Origin of the sequence: Brevundimonas sp., assembly GCF_050729455.1 — a bacterium.
In the GTDB taxonomy this organism is placed as follows: domain Bacteria; phylum Pseudomonadota; class Alphaproteobacteria; order Caulobacterales; family Caulobacteraceae; genus Brevundimonas.
The window spans coordinates 1-13030 of record NZ_JBOHLI010000067.1 but is presented as its reverse complement, the minus strand read 5'-3'; the positions used below and the strand labels follow the sequence as shown (position 1 = coordinate 13030).

The window sequence follows — 13030 nt, the reverse complement described above, 5'->3', positions numbered from 1 at the left end:
GCGGCGCACGTGAGCTTTCAGAGTCATGCAGGCGGAAAATCCGATCCTCGGGTCAAGCCCGAGGATGACGGCTATCTATTTGTTGTGGACGTTGACGCGACGATTCCAACCGAGTTGGCTACGATCATGGACCCGATATTTCTCGATTTGATTGATGCTGTCCGACAAGGGACGATGTCGGTTAGTGACTTCGCATCAGCGGTAGAAAATGAATGGAATTTCGGAACAGAACGGGCAGCTCTTTCTGAACACGAGCGAGCTTCGCTTCAAAAGCTATTCGACGTGGTGGTCTACTACTCCCCTTACCCGGAAGAGAGAGCACGCATTCCAAACTATCGTGACGAAAATGATGTGATGCTGGCCGCGCAGATATGTCGCGAAGCTCTTCAATCCAGCGTGGCCTAGCCGCCCATTGCGGACGCCGCTTGCACCAAACAAAAAGGCCGGCGGATCGCTCCGCCGGCCTTCTCATTTCAGACGACTGCCTGAGACCTATTCCGCGTCGCCGCGCGCCAGGTTGCGCAGGACGTAGGGCATGACGCCGCCGGACTTGAAGTAGTCCAGCTCGGTCTGGTTATCGATGCGGCAGCGGACCGGGAAGCGGGCCATCTTGCCGTCCGAGGGACGGAACATCTCGACCCACAGGTCCTGACGCGGCTTCAGCTTGCCGATGTTGGCGTCGGTCAGGCCGCGGATGGTGACGATCTCCTCGCCGGTCAGGCCCAGCTTCAGCCAGCCGTCCTGCTTGAACTGCAGCGGCACCACGCCCATGCCGACCAGGTTCGAGCGGTGGATGCGCTCGTAGCTTTCGGCGATGACGGCGCGGACGCCCAGCAGACGGGTGCCCTTGGCCGCCCAGTCGCGCGACGAGCCGGTGCCGTATTCCTTGCCGGCGAAGACGACCAGGGGACGGCCTTCCGACTGGTAACGCATGGCCGCGTCATAGATCGACATCGTGTCTTCCGAGGGGAAGTGCTTGGTGACGCCGCCCTCGATGTCCGGGGTGATCTTGTTGCGGATGCGGATGTTGGCGAAGGTGCCGCGCATCATGACTTCGTGGTTGCCGCGGCGGGCGCCGTAGCTGTTGAAGTCCAGGGCGTCGACGCCGTGGTTGGTCAGATAGACGCCGGCGGGCGCGGCCTTCTTGATCGAACCGGCCGGGCTGATGTGGTCGGTGGTGATCGAGTCGCCGAAGATGCCCAGGATGCGGGCTTCGACGATGTCGGTGACCGCCGAAGGCTCCATCGAAAGACCCTCGAAGTAGGGCGGGTTGGCGACGTAGGTCGACTTGTCGTCCCATTCATAGGTCTGGCCGCCGGTGACCTTGATGGCCTGCCAGTGCTTGTCGCCCTTGAAGACGTCCTTGTAGCGCTTGGCGAACATGGCCGGGGTGACCGACTTCTTCTGGATGTCGGCGATCTCTTGCGAGGTCGGCCACACGTCCTTCAGGAAGACGTCCTTGCCCTTCTTGTCCTGACCGATCGGGTCCTTGGTGATGTCGATGTGCATCGAACCGGCGATGGCGTAGGCCACGACCAGCGGCGGCGAGGCCAGGTAGTTGGCCTGGACGTCCGGGTTCACGCGGCCTTCGAAGTTGCGGTTGCCCGACAGGACCGAGGTCGCGACCAGGCCGTTGTCGTTGATCGCCTTCGAGATGGCCGGGTCCAGCGGGCCCGAGTTGCCGATGCAGGTGGTGCAGCCGTAACCGACCAGGTTGAAGCCCATGGCGTCCAGATCTTTCTGGAGGCCGGCGTCGGTCAGGTAGTCGGTGACGACCTGCGAGCCGGGGGCCAGCGAGGTCTTGACCCAGGGCTTGACCTTGAGGCCCAGGGCGTGGGCCTTGCGCGCTACCAGACCGGCGGCGATCAGGACCGACGGGTTGGAGGTGTTGGTGCACGAGGTGATGGCGGCGATGACCACGTCGCCGTCGCCGACGGTGAACTTCTCGCCCTCGACGGCCACGCGCTCGGCGTCGGTCGGACGGCCGAAGACATCGGCCAGGGCGGTCACGAAGGCCGGGGCGGCGGTGGTCAGCTCAACGCGGTCCTGCGGACGCTTGGGACCGGCCAGCGACGGCACGACCGTCGAGATGTCCAGTTCCAGAACGTCGGAGAAGACCGGGTCTTCCGAAGTCTCGTCGATCCACAGGCCCTGGGCCTTGGCGTAGGCTTCGACCAGGGCGACGCGCGCCTTGTCGCGGCCCGTGGCCGTCAGATAGTCGATGGTCGCGCGCGACACCGGGAAGAAGCCGCAGGTGGCGCCGTATTCCGGGGCCATGTTGGCGATGGTGGCCTGGTCTTCGATGGTCATTCCGGCGATGGCGTCGCCGAAGAATTCCACGAACTTGCCGACCACGCCCTTCTTGCGCAGCATCTGCGTGACGGTCAGGACCAGGTCGGTGGCGGTCGCGCCTTCCGGCAGCTTGCCGGTCAGCTTGAAGCCGATGACTTCCGGGATCAGCATCGGGATCGGCTGGCCCAGCATGGCGGCTTCGGCCTCGATGCCGCCGACGCCCCAGCCCAGAACGGCCAGGCCGTTGATCATGGTGGTGTGGCTGTCGGTGCCGACGACGGTGTCGGGATAGGCGACGGTCTTCTTGCCTTCGTCCAGGGTCCAGACGGTCTGGGCCAGGTTCTCCAGGTTGACCTGGTGGCAGATGCCGGTGCCGGGCGGCACGACGCGGAAGTTGTTGAAGGCCGACGAGCCCCAGCGCAGGAAGTTGTAGCGCTCGATGTTGCGCTCATACTCGCGCTCGACGTTCTCGCCGAAGGCCTTGGCGGTGCCGAAGTGGTCGACCATGACCGAGTGGTCGATGACCAGATCGACGGGGACCAGCGGGTTGATCTTGGCGGCGTCGGCGCCCAGCTTGGCCATGGCGTCGCGCATCGCGGCCAGGTCGACCACGGCGGGAACGCCGGTGAAGTCCTGCATCAGGACGCGAGCCGGACGGAAGGCGATCTCGTGCTCGACGGCGCCCTTGTTCTCGATCCAGGCGGCGACGGCCTTCAGGTCGTCCTCGGTGACCGAGACGCCGTCTTCGTTGCGCAGCAGGTTCTCCAGCAGCACCTTCATCGAGCGCGGCAGACGGGAAATCCCGGCCAGACCGGCTTCCTCGGCGGCGGGAAGGCTGTAATAGGCGTATTTCTTGCGCCCGACCGAAAGGTCCTGACGGGTCTTGAGGCTGTCAATCGACGGCATGGAGAGGGTCCTCTGACTAACGCCGCCCGACAATTCGGTTGCGCCTTCGCGCGCTGGACGCCGGGGCTCACAGGTCTCCGGCGCGCGCGGCGAAAGCCTGCTGCGGCGCTTGGCGGTATAGTCCCGTGCGCGAGGGCCGTCCATGTATCCACAACGTGGTCGTGGACATTGAGAGAGGTTCGCAAATCGGCGGGGCCATGCTGAAGACGGTCGACATCCAGTCCCTGAGCCTGTCGCGCGGCGAGCGCGTCCTGTTCCGGGGTCTGTCGCTGCGCCTTTCGGCGGGCGAGGCCGTGGCCCTGACCGGGGCCAACGGGGCGGGCAAGACCAGCCTGCTGCGGGCCGTGGCGGGCTTCATCCGCCCCGATGCGGGGACGATCACATTTTCCGGCGGTGCGGACGCCGAGGCCTTGGACGCCGAGACCGCGCGCCGCGACGGCGTCCACCTGCTGGGCCATCTGGAAGGCCTGAAGCCGACGCGGACGGCGCGTCAGGAGTTCGACTTTCAGACCGCCTGGCTGGGCGGCAACGAGGCGGCGCGCGAGGCGGCGATCGCGCGGCTGTCGCTGACGCCCCTGCTGGATCTGGAGACACGCAAGCTGTCGGCGGGGCAGAAGCGCCGCCTGTCGCTGGCCCGACTGGTGGCCGCCCCGCGCGCCCTGTGGCTGCTGGACGAACCCCTGGCCCCGCTGGACGAGCGCTGGCGGACGGTGGCCGCCGAGCTGATGGCGGCGCATCTGGCGTCGGGGGGGATGATTTTGGCGGCGGTGCATGATCCCCTGCCCGTCCCGGCGCGCAATCTCGATCTGGGAGGCCTCGCATGAGGGCCGTGCGCGTCCTGTTCGGCCGCGAGCTGTCGCTGGCCTGGGGCGGCGGCGGCGGGCCTTTGCTGGCTTGCGGCTTCATGCTGTGCCTGACCGCCATCCTGCCGCTGGCGGCGGGCGGCGATCCGCGCGTCCTGGCCCCGGCGGCCTCGGGGGCCAGCTGGATGGCTCTGGCCCTGGCCTCGCTCTTGTCGCTGGAGCGTCTGTTCGAGCGCGATCTGGAGGACGGGGCTCTGGACCTGCTGGCGCTGGGCCCCCTGCCGCTGGAAGCGACGGTGGCGATCAAGGCCCTGGCCCAGTGGCTGGCGACCGGCTTGCCTCTGGCGCTGGCGGCCCCGGTCGCGGCCCTGGCCCTGGGCCAGCCGGCTCATCTGATCGGTCTGACGGCGCTGGCGGCGGCCATCGGCGGTCTGGGCTTCGCCTTCACCGGGGCCCTGGGCGCGGCTTTGGCCTTGGGCGCGAAGCGCGGCGGCCTGCTGATCGCGGTGGTGGTCCTGCCGTTGTTCATTCCGCCGGTGGTGTTCGGCGCGGGCGCCCTGACGCGGGCGGCGGACGGTCAGGACCCGCTGTCGGCCCTGGCCCTGCTGGCCGCCTATGTCCTGTTCGCGGTGGTCATCACGCCTCTGGCCGGCGCAGCGGCGGTGCGCAACGCCCAAAGCTAGGGCTAAGGCTCAGCGCGGTTTCAACGTCACGTAGAGGGCGCCGTCGCCGCCGTGGCGGCGGTGGGCCGAGGCGAAGCCGGACACCACGCCGCGCAGGTGCGGACCGGTCAGCCAGTCGTGCACCGAACCGCGGATCACCCCGCCGCCGCGTCGCCCCTGTCCGGTGATGACCAGAACCGAGCGCAGGCCGCGCATCTGGCAGCCGATCAGAAAACCGCGCAGTTGGTCCTCGGCCTCGAACCGGCCGAAGCCGTGCAGGTCGATGCGCGCCTCGATCGGATCGCGCTCGCGCGACAGGCGGCGCTGGCGGCGCGGCTCCAGTTCTTCCGGCGTGGGCCGGGCGCGGGTCGGCGTCGGCTTGGCGGGGGCGATGATCCCCAGAGCCTCGAAGCGCGGCGTCTGATCGGGGGTGTTGCGCTTCTTGCCGGCGACGCTGCGCGCGGGCCTGGCCGGGAGAGGCGCGGCCTCGGGATCGGGCAGGACGGCGCCGGGAGTGACGCGGGCGGCCTTGCGGCGCGCGGGCGGGGTCACCGTGCCGGTCACCCGGGCCCAGATGCGCCTGTCGTCGTCGGTAGGGTCCGATGGGCCTTTGCGGGCCACCTCAGTCCTCGGCGTCGTCGAAGGCGTCGCCGGGGCCAGGCACGTGGGCCAGAAGGTCGCCCGGCTGGCAGTCCAGTTCGCGGCACAGGGCGTCCAGGGTCGAAAAGCGCACGGCGCGGGCCTTGCCGGTCTTGAGGATCGACAGATTGGCCACGGTCACGCCGACGCGGTCGGCGAGCTCCGTCAGCGACATACGCCGTTCGGCGAGGATGCGGTCGAGTTGGACGCGGATGGCCATGGAGTCAGCTTAACGTTTCGGGATCAGATCGTCAGTTCGGATTCGCGGCGCAGGCGTGCGCCTTCGCGGAACACTTCCGCCAGGACGAAGACGACGAGGATGGAGAAGACGGGGGTGAGCAGGTCGCTGACACCTTGCGGCTCCATGACGCCGGGGGCCAGGCGGGCGGCGACCAGGCCTTGCGCCACCCAGACGCCGCCGGTCACGACGGCCAGGATCAGGCCGATCTGGCGCAGGCGGCGCACATTGTCGGGCTGGAAGGGGTCGCCCAGGGTCAGGGTGCGGAAAATCTTCCTCAGGCCGCGCAGGATCATCAGGAAGCCGCCGAAATAGGCGGTCATGGCGCCGACGCCGAACAGCAGCAGCGGGCGGGTCAGCGGCATCTGGCGGCCGTTGGAGTCGTCGCTCACCGTCACGTTCAGATTGTCGATAGGAATGAAGATGGAGGCGACCCAGAGCAGCAGCAGCAAGCCGGTGATCAGGGCCAATAGGACATAGGCGACGTCCAGCGCGATCTTCAGCAGGCTGGATACGGAACCGGGACCGAGAGTCCGCAGGTTGGCGCCCGTCAGGCGCGGCGCACGAATCCCGATGGAAGCCAGTTTCGGGAGGTGCATGAAGTCAGGTCTCAGGCCGGGTGGTTCAGGCGGTGATCGCCGCGCGGGGTCCGGCGAACCCTCACGCGGCGCTATTCTTCGCGGTGTTCATGCTGATCGTCAAAGCCCTCATCCGATCCAGGGCCGGATCACAGGCTCTGGATGATCATGGCGACGGCGGCGGTCGGCAGGGCGGCCAGCAGAAGGGCGTTGAGGAAGCCGTGGCCGACGCGGTCCATCCAGATCGAGGTTTTCATCGCTTGCATCGTATCTCTCCGTTGTTGCACGATTTTCGTGCGTTTCTGTGGTGCCGCTGGGTGAACGTTGCGTCTCTTTCGCTTCGTTTGAACGGTGCGACCCCCGTTCTTGAGATTGAAGATGCGCCATGCCCTCTCGAAAATCACGTTACATATCGTTTAACGATGTTAAACTTCCGCAATGCATCGGACGGGACTAAGGTGACCGGATGAATCTCAAGCTGATCAAAGGGATGCGGCTGGTGGCCGCGACCCACAATCCGGGCAAGGCGCGCGAGATCGAAGCCTTGCTGGATGGAAATTACAGGATCGTCACGGCCGGCAGCCTCAACCTGCCCGAACCGGACGAGACCGAGAGCACCTTTGTCGGCAACGCCATGCTGAAGGCGCGTCACGCGGCCGAGGCCTCGGGCGAGGTGGCCCTGGCCGACGACTCCGGCCTGTCGGTCGCGGCCCTGGACGGGGCGCCGGGCATCTTTTCGGCGCGCTGGGCCGGACCGGGCAAGGATTTCGCCCTGGCCATGAAGAAGGTCGAGGAACGGCTGGAGGAGATCGGCGCTACGGATCGCCGCGCCTGGTTCACCTCGGCGCTCGCCGTGGCCTGGCCCGACGGCCCCTGCGTGGTGGTCGAGGGCCGCATCGACGGCGACCTGGTCTTCCCGCCGCGCGGCGACCGGGGCTTCGGCTACGACCCGATCTTCCGGCCCGAAGGCTCGGACCTGACCTTCGGCGAAATGGACCCGGTCGAGAAGGACGCCCTCAGCCACCGCGCCCGCGCCTTCGCCCGGCTCAAGGCGGCGCTGATTGACTGAGGCACTTTCAGGTTCGGTCGCTCTTTACGTTCACTGGCCCTACTGCGCCCGCATCTGCCCCTATTGCGACTTCAACGTCGTGCGCGACCGAGGAAGGGTCGAGGAGCAGGCCGGGCTGGTCCAGGCCATCCTGGCGGACATGGAGGCGCAAGGTCGTCTGGTAGGGCCGCGCCGTCTGGCCTCGATCTTCTTCGGCGGCGGCACGCCGTCCCTGATGCCGCCCGAGGCGGTGGCGGCGGTGATCGCGCGGGCCAGATCGCTGTTTCCACCGGACGGCGAGATCGAGATCACGCTGGAGGCCAACCCCACCGACGCCGAGGCGGGGCGCTACGCCGAACTCGCGGCTGCCGGGATCAACCGCCTGTCCATGGGGGTGCAGTCGTTCGACGACGCCGCCCTGAGCTTCCTCGGTCGCGACCATTCGGCGGCCGAGGCGCGGCGCGCGGTCGAGACGGCGGCCAGGGCCTTCCCGCGCCTGTCGATCGACCTGATCTACGCCCGTCCGGGCCAATCCGTGGCCGACTGGACGGCCGAGCTGACCACGGCGCTCGACCTCGGCTTCGAACACGTCTCGCCCTATCAACTGACCATCGAGCCGACGACGGCCTTCGGCCGCGCCTTTGCGCGCGGCGCCCTGACCCCGCCGGACGAGGATCTGGCGGCGTCCCTTTATGAAGCCACCCAGGCCGTGCTCGAGGGCGCGGGGTTCGAGGCCTATGAGGTGTCCAACCACGCTCGCGACCTCGCCGCCCGCTCGTCCCACAACCTGCACGTCTGGCGCGGTGGAGACTATCTGGGCCTCGGCCCCGGCGCCCACGGGCGGCTGACGCTGGATGGAGCGCGGACGGCGACGGTCGCCCATCGCCGCATCGCCGACTATGTCGCCGGGGTCGCCGCCGGAACGCCCTGGGCCGAGCGCGAGACGCTGGGTGCGCTGTGCGCCGCCGAGGAGCGGGTCTTGCTGGGCCTGCGCACGGTCGAGGGCGTGCCGCTGGCGCTGCTCCACACCTTGGACCTGTCCGAGACGACCGGGCCGCTGGCCGACCTGATCGCCGACGGCTTCCTGAAACTGGAAGATGGGCGGGTGGCCGCCACCGCGACGGGCCGTCCGGTGTTGGACGCCGTGCTGCGGGCCCTGCTGACCTAGGCCTAGACCGTGGCGGCGGCCTCTTCGATCAGGTCGCTGACCTCCCGGGGCCGCGAGGCCAGCGAGGCGTGGCTGGCGTCCAGGGTGATGGTCTTGCGCGGCTCTATCCGCGAGGCCATGCGCGCCTGATTGGACGGGGCGATCATGTGGTCCTGGCTCGAGATCTGATACCAGGACGGCTTCTTGCGCCAGGCGGGGGCGGTGATCGTGTCGCCGAAGGTCCCGGCCAGCGGCGCCTTCTGCGTCACCGCCATGACCAGGGCCTCGTCCGCCGTCAGGTCCTGGCAGAAGCTCTCGTGGAACTTGTCGGGCTTGATCCACAGATAGCCGTCGCTGTCGGGGGCCAGATTGGGGGCGGCGACCGGGGGGTCTTCCTGGGTGATGCCGCCGGGGCTTTCGCCCGCATCGGGGGCGAAGGCGGCGATGAAGACCAGGGCCGCGACATTGGGCAGGTCGCCCGCCTGCGACAGCACCGCTCCGCCATAGGAATGCCCGACCAGAACGACCGGCCCCGCCTGCTGGGCGACCATCTTGCGCACCCGCTCGGCGTCGTCGGCCAGCGAGGTCAGCGGCATGTCGACGGCGTGCAGCGAGGTATAGCCCCGCCCCGCCAGTTCGGTGATGACCTTGCCCCAGTGGGCGGCGCCGCCCCAGAAGCCGTAGACGAGGACGATGGAGGCGGACTTGGACATGGTCGGGTTCCCGCGAGCGATCGCCGGAGCGGCGTTCGGCCTCAAAGCGCGTCGAGGACGACGCGCGTTCCCTGACGCGCCTTTCACGAGGCTGTGACGCCCTCTAGGATGGCGTCATGCCTGACGCCTCCCTGTTCCCGCCGACCGCCCCGCCCGCGCGCTCCGTCGCGCCCGGCCTCTATCTGGTGGCGACGCCCATCGGCAATCTGCGCGACATGACGCTGCGGGCGCTGGACGTTCTGGCCGCCGCCGACCTGGTCCTGGCCGAGGACACCCGCGTCACGGCCAAGCTGCTGACCGCCTATGGCCTGAAGGCCAAGCTGGAGCGCTGCGACGACCACGCCTCGGCGCGCGCCGCCGAGATCGCCGTCGAACGGCTGAAGGCGGGCGAGGTCGTGGCCCTGGTGTCGGACGCGGGCACGCCGTTGGTGTCGGACCCCGGCTATGTGGTGGCCCGCGCCGCCATCGCTGCGGGTCTGCCGGTCCATCCCATCCCCGGCCCGTCCAGCCTGCTGGCGGCCCTGTGTCTGGCCGGCCTGCCCGCCGACCGGGTGCTGTTCGCCGGCTTCCTGCCGCCCAAGTCGGGGGCGCGAAAGACCATGCTGGAGGAATTGCGGACCGGGCGTCAGACCCTGGTCTTCTTCGAGAGCGGCCCGCGCCTGAAGGACAGTCTGACCGACATGGCCGCGGTGCTGGGCGACCGCCCCGCCGCCGTGACCCGCGAACTGACCAAGCTCTATGAGGAGGCGGTGCGGGGCAGCCTGTCCGAACTGGCCGCCGACCCGCGCTGCGATGCGCCCAAGGGCGAGATCGTCGTGGTGGTCGGCCCCGGCGAGGCCGAGACAGCCAGCGCCGCCGACGCCGACGCCGCCCTGGCCGAGGCCCTGACTCGCCTGCCCCCGGGCGAGGCCGCCGCCGAGGTGTCCAAGGCGCTGAACCTGCCCCGCAAGCCGCTCTACAAGCGGGCCCTGGAAATGCAGGGCCGAGGGTGAAGCCCCGCCTGCGGCCCTCGCCGTCGCCGCGTCGGCCGAAAGCGGGCTGGCGTCAGGCGCTGGGCGGACAGTCGCACCGCGAGGGTCACGCCGCCGAATGGATCGCGGCTCTGTGGCTGATGCTCAAGGGCTATCAGATTCTGGCCTTTCGCCTGAAGGGCCGGGGCGGCGAGATCGACATTCTGGCCAGACGCGGCCGCACCCTGGCGGTGGTCGAGGTCAAAAGACGACGCACGATCGAGGCCGCGATCCTGTCGCTGGAGCCGGAACAGCACGGCCGACTGGCCGCCGCAGGCCGGGCTGTGGCCCGCAGCCGACCCGCGCTTCAAGGGCTGGATTTGCGGATTGATATGGTGGCGCTGGCTCCCGGGCGATTTCCGCGTCATCTTCGTGGGGTGACGACCACAGGAACGGACATCGCGTGACCCGCGAGGAAGCCGAGATCATTCTGGCCCAGGCGGGAACCGCCGAGGACGACGGCTTTCCGCTGCTCGAATGCGCCATCGCCTGCGCCATCCACGACTATCCGTTCCGCGACCCAGCGCCCGTGCGTATCCTCGCCGACCACGCCGCCCAGCGGCTGAAAGAGCGCTCGGCCAATGAGAGCCCCGACGAGGCCCTGGCCGAGACCATGGCCTCGGACCTGCGGCTGAACGGCGACCTGTTGAACTACGACCATCCGGCCAACACCGATGTCATCGACGTGGCCGAACGGCGGCGCGGCCTGTCGGCGGCCCTGGTGGTCTTCTATCTGGACGCGGCGCGGCGGGCGGGGCTGAAGGCGGCGGCGGTGGACTTCCCCGGCCATATCCTGCTGCGGGTCGAGACGCCCGAGGGGCCGGTGGCTCTGGACCCCTTCAGCCAGGGGCGTCTGGTCCTGCCCAGCGAGCTGACGCGGCGCGCGCTTCTGGCCGGGCTGACGCCGCACGTGGCCGATCGTCTGGACCTGCTGATGGCCCCGGTCAGCGATCGCCAGGCCCTGATCCGGCTGCAGAACGTCCTGTTCAGCCGCGCCTTGCAGGCCGAGGATTACGGCGGCGCCGAACGCTCGGCCCTGCGCCGCGCCCTGCTGGACCCCGAGGATCACCGTCCCTGGCTGGATGTCGCCGCCGCCCGCGAGAAACAGGGGGCGCTGACCGGCGCCCTGGAGGCCCTGTCGCGCGCTCGCGCCCTGGGCGATCCCGTCGACGCCCACCGCGCTAGCGCGGATCGGATGCGGTTGCGGTTGAACTGAAGCGCGGCCTTGCGGCGCGCGGTCGCGAGCCTCAAGTAGGGCTTGAGCGTCACAGGCGGCGCTCAAGCAGCGAGCGCCCGCGGCGCGAGCGATAGCGCCCTCTTCTACCAAGGACTCTTCTTTCATGCTCAAGGTCGCCATCCAGATGGATCCGCTCGAGGCGGTGAACGTCGAGTCCGACACCACCTTCCTGATGGCCCTGTCGGGTCAGGCGCGCGGGCACAAGTTATGGATCTACGACTTCCGCACCCTGGCGCTGGACGAGGGCCGTCTGTTCTGCCGCGCCCGTCCGGTGACGGTGAACACGGTCCAGGGCGAGCACGCCGATTTCGGCCCCGAGGTCGTCCTTGACCTGGCCGAGGACGTGGACGTCATCCTGATGCGTCAGGACCCGCCCTTCGACATGGCCTATGTCACCGCCACCTATCTGCTGGAGCGGGTGCATCCCAGGACCCTGGTGGTCAACAACCCGGCCGAGGTGCGCTCGGCGCCGGAGAAGCTGATCGCCACCCTCTTCCCTGGTCTGCAGCCGCCGACCCTGGTGTCTTCGGACCCGGTCGCCCTGGTCGACTTCCACCGTCGCCACGGCGACGTGGTGCTCAAGCCCCTGCACGGCGCCGCCGGTTCGGGCGTGGTGCGGCTGAAGGCCGACGACCCCAATCTGGAAGCCCTGATCGAGATTCACGCCGCCGGCTCGCGCGACCCGCTGGTGATCCAGAAATTCATCCCCGCCGTGGCCAAGGGCGACAAGCGCATCATCCTGATCGACGGCGAGCCGGTCGGCGCCATCAACCGCATCCCGGCCAAGGATCAGGTGCGCTCCAACCTGCGCGTCGGCGGCACGGCGGCCCCGGTCGAGCTGACGCCGCGCGACCTGGAGATCTGCGCCGCCATCGGCCCCTATCTGAAGGAACGCGGCCTGATCTTCGTCGGCATCGACGTGATCGGCGACTATCTGACCGAGATCAATGTCACCTCGCCCACCGGCGCCCAGCAGATGCTGAAGTTCTCGGGCGTCGACGCCACGGCCCTGATGTGGGACGTGATCGAGCGCAAGAAGCGCGAAGCGGCCTAAGGTTGCGTAACGGTGCTCTTGCAGTTGCTTTGAGTTCGTGATTTGTTCCTCTCGATCAGCGGGAGGAAACCATGGTCGCGCGGGTGGTGACGGTCGCTTTCGACGGGGTCGAGGCGCGACGGGTCGATGTCGAGGTGCAGCAGGTGGCGACGCCCGCCGGGGCCTTCGCCATCGTCGGCCTGCCGGACAAGGCGGTGGCCGAGAGCCGCGAGCGGGTGCGCGGGGCCTTCGCCGGCATCGGTCTGGCCCTGCCGCCCAAGAAGGTCATCGCCAACCTGGCCCCCGCCGACCTGCCCAAGGAAGGCAGTCATTTCGACCTGCCGATCGCCCTGGCCCTGCTGGCCTCCATGGGGGTGATCGCGCCCGACGCCCTCGACGGCTGGGCGGCGGTCGGCGAACTGGGGCTGGACGGTCAGATCGCGGCGGTCGGCGGAACCCTGCCTGCGGCGATGGCGGCAGGGGCCATGGGGCTGGGCCTCATCTGTCCCGAGGCCAATGGACCCGAAGCCGCCTGGGCCGGCGAGACGGCTATCCTGGCGCCGCGCTCCCTGATCGGCCTGATCAATCATTTCCGGGGCTGACGTGCCCCTGAGAATTTCCTCCACGCGGAGCTAGAGTCCGGCCCTTGAAAGGACGGACGGAATGAAACGAGCGAGATTCTCGGAAGAGCAGATCATCGGGATCCTGCGGGAGAACGAGGCCG

At 68.7% G+C, this 13030-nt stretch carries 14 protein-coding genes and 1 pseudogene; 10 read left to right on the top strand and 5 right to left on the bottom strand.

From position 1 onward, the window contains the following. The coding region (locus ACREEF_RS14200; protein ID WP_431566223.1) for a hypothetical protein at window positions 1-405 on the top strand (405 nt) is incomplete at its 5' end. A gap of 87 nt (window positions 406-492) precedes the next feature. Here the strand turns inward: ACREEF_RS14200 and acnA are convergent. Then, window positions 493-3198: an aconitate hydratase AcnA gene (gene acnA / locus ACREEF_RS14195; protein ID WP_431566222.1), complete on the bottom strand. Its 2706-nt coding sequence runs from the start codon at window positions 3196-3198 to the stop codon at window positions 493-495. A 197-nt stretch (window positions 3199-3395) separates the two neighbouring features. Between acnA and ccmA the strand changes: the two genes are divergently transcribed. Next, the gene (gene ccmA, locus ACREEF_RS14190) at window positions 3396-4022 is read left to right on the top strand and encodes a heme ABC exporter ATP-binding protein CcmA (RefSeq protein WP_431566221.1); all 627 of its coding nucleotides are present in this window, start codon (window positions 3396-3398) and stop codon (window positions 4020-4022) included. Next, window positions 4019-4684: a heme exporter protein CcmB gene (gene ccmB, locus ACREEF_RS14185; protein WP_431566220.1), complete on the top strand. Its 666-nt coding sequence runs from the start codon at window positions 4019-4021 to the stop codon at window positions 4682-4684. The genes ccmA and ccmB overlap by 4 nt, the downstream gene beginning before the upstream one ends. Window positions 4685-4693: 9 nt before the next feature. Here the strand turns inward: ccmB and ACREEF_RS14180 are convergent, their stop codons facing one another. Genes ACREEF_RS14180 through ACREEF_RS14170 form a run of 3 tightly spaced genes read right to left on the bottom strand, consistent with a single transcriptional unit; the run spans window position 4694 to window position 6139 of the window. Continuing rightward, window positions 4694-5284: a Smr/MutS family protein gene (locus ACREEF_RS14180; RefSeq protein ID WP_431566219.1), complete on the bottom strand. Its 591-nt coding sequence runs from the start codon at window positions 5282-5284 to the stop codon at window positions 4694-4696. A gap of 1 nt (window position 5285) precedes the next feature. Further along, on the bottom strand, window positions 5286-5522 hold the full coding sequence (locus tag ACREEF_RS14175) for a helix-turn-helix domain-containing protein (protein ID WP_431566218.1): 237 nt from the start codon (window positions 5520-5522) through the stop codon (window positions 5286-5288). Window positions 5523-5545: 23 nt separating this feature from the next. Beyond that, window positions 5546-6139: a DUF2975 domain-containing protein gene (locus ACREEF_RS14170; RefSeq protein WP_431566217.1), complete on the bottom strand. Its 594-nt coding sequence runs from the start codon at window positions 6137-6139 to the stop codon at window positions 5546-5548. Between the two features lie 445 nt (window positions 6140-6584). Here ACREEF_RS14170 and rdgB point away from each other — a divergent pair, with 445 nt between their 5' ends. Both rdgB and hemW read left to right on the top strand, forming a co-directional pair. Continuing rightward, the gene (rdgB, locus tag ACREEF_RS14165; protein WP_431566216.1) at window positions 6585-7187 is read left to right on the top strand and encodes an RdgB/HAM1 family non-canonical purine NTP pyrophosphatase; all 603 of its coding nucleotides are present in this window, start codon (window positions 6585-6587) and stop codon (window positions 7185-7187) included. Further along, window positions 7180-8334, top strand: coding sequence for a radical SAM family heme chaperone HemW (gene hemW, locus ACREEF_RS14160; RefSeq protein ID WP_431566215.1), 1155 nt, complete (start codon window positions 7180-7182; stop codon window positions 8332-8334). Before rdgB ends, hemW begins: the two co-directional genes overlap by 8 nt. 2 nt (window positions 8335-8336) lie before the next feature. Here the strand turns inward: hemW and ACREEF_RS14155 are convergent, their stop codons facing one another. Further along, window positions 8337-9026 (bottom strand): alpha/beta hydrolase, encoded by a 690-nt coding sequence (locus tag ACREEF_RS14155; RefSeq protein WP_431566214.1) that lies wholly within the window; start codon window positions 9024-9026, stop codon window positions 8337-8339. Window positions 9027-9142: 116 nt separating this feature from the next. Here ACREEF_RS14155 and rsmI point away from each other — a divergent pair, with 116 nt between their 5' ends. The 5 genes and pseudogenes from rsmI to ACREEF_RS14130 form a co-directional block, all read left to right on the top strand. Continuing rightward, a complete protein-coding gene (gene rsmI / locus ACREEF_RS14150; protein WP_431566213.1) occupies window positions 9143-10018 on the top strand; it encodes a 16S rRNA (cytidine(1402)-2'-O)-methyltransferase in 876 nt (291 codons plus the stop codon). Further along, entirely contained in the window at window positions 10015-10443 is a 429-nt protein-coding gene (locus ACREEF_RS14145) for a YraN family protein (RefSeq protein ID WP_431566212.1), read from the top strand. The genes rsmI and ACREEF_RS14145 overlap by 4 nt, the downstream gene beginning before the upstream one ends. Then, the gene (locus ACREEF_RS14140) at window positions 10440-11252 is read left to right on the top strand and encodes a SirB1 family protein (protein ID WP_431566211.1); all 813 of its coding nucleotides are present in this window, start codon (window positions 10440-10442) and stop codon (window positions 11250-11252) included. The genes ACREEF_RS14145 and ACREEF_RS14140 overlap by 4 nt, the downstream gene beginning before the upstream one ends. 124 nt (window positions 11253-11376) lie before the next feature. Then, the gene (gshB, locus tag ACREEF_RS14135; RefSeq protein ID WP_431566210.1) at window positions 11377-12327 is read left to right on the top strand and encodes a glutathione synthase; all 951 of its coding nucleotides are present in this window, start codon (window positions 11377-11379) and stop codon (window positions 12325-12327) included. Window positions 12328-12398: 71 nt separating this feature from the next. Beyond that, window positions 12399-12905: pseudogene (locus tag ACREEF_RS14130) on the top strand (magnesium chelatase domain-containing protein); the annotation flags it as partial. Window positions 12906-13030: the final 125 nt, after the last annotated feature.

Excerpts from the sequence above, each read along its gene's own strand:
- ACREEF_RS14175 (WP_431566218.1), bottom strand. The coding sequence starts at position 5,522 with ATGGCCATCCGCGTCCAACTCGACCGCATCCTCGCCGAACGGCGTATG.
- rdgB (WP_431566216.1), top strand. The coding sequence starts at position 6,585 with ATGAATCTCAAGCTGATCAAAGGGATGCGGCTGGTGGCCGCGACCCAC.
- ACREEF_RS14170 (WP_431566217.1), bottom strand. The coding sequence starts at position 6,139 with ATGCACCTCCCGAAACTGGCTTCCATCGGGATTCGTGCGCCGCGCCTG.
- ccmA (WP_431566221.1), top strand. The coding sequence starts at position 3,396 with ATGCTGAAGACGGTCGACATCCAGTCCCTGAGCCTGTCGCGCGGCGAG.
- gshB (WP_431566210.1), top strand. The coding sequence starts at position 11,377 with ATGCTCAAGGTCGCCATCCAGATGGATCCGCTCGAGGCGGTGAACGTC.
- ccmB (WP_431566220.1), top strand. The coding sequence starts at position 4,019 with ATGAGGGCCGTGCGCGTCCTGTTCGGCCGCGAGCTGTCGCTGGCCTGG.
- acnA (WP_431566222.1), bottom strand. The coding sequence starts at position 3,198 with ATGCCGTCGATTGACAGCCTCAAGACCCGTCAGGACCTTTCGGTCGGG.
- ACREEF_RS14155 (WP_431566214.1), bottom strand. The coding sequence starts at position 9,026 with ATGTCCAAGTCCGCCTCCATCGTCCTCGTCTACGGCTTCTGGGGCGGC.
- rsmI (WP_431566213.1), top strand. The coding sequence starts at position 9,143 with ATGCCTGACGCCTCCCTGTTCCCGCCGACCGCCCCGCCCGCGCGCTCC.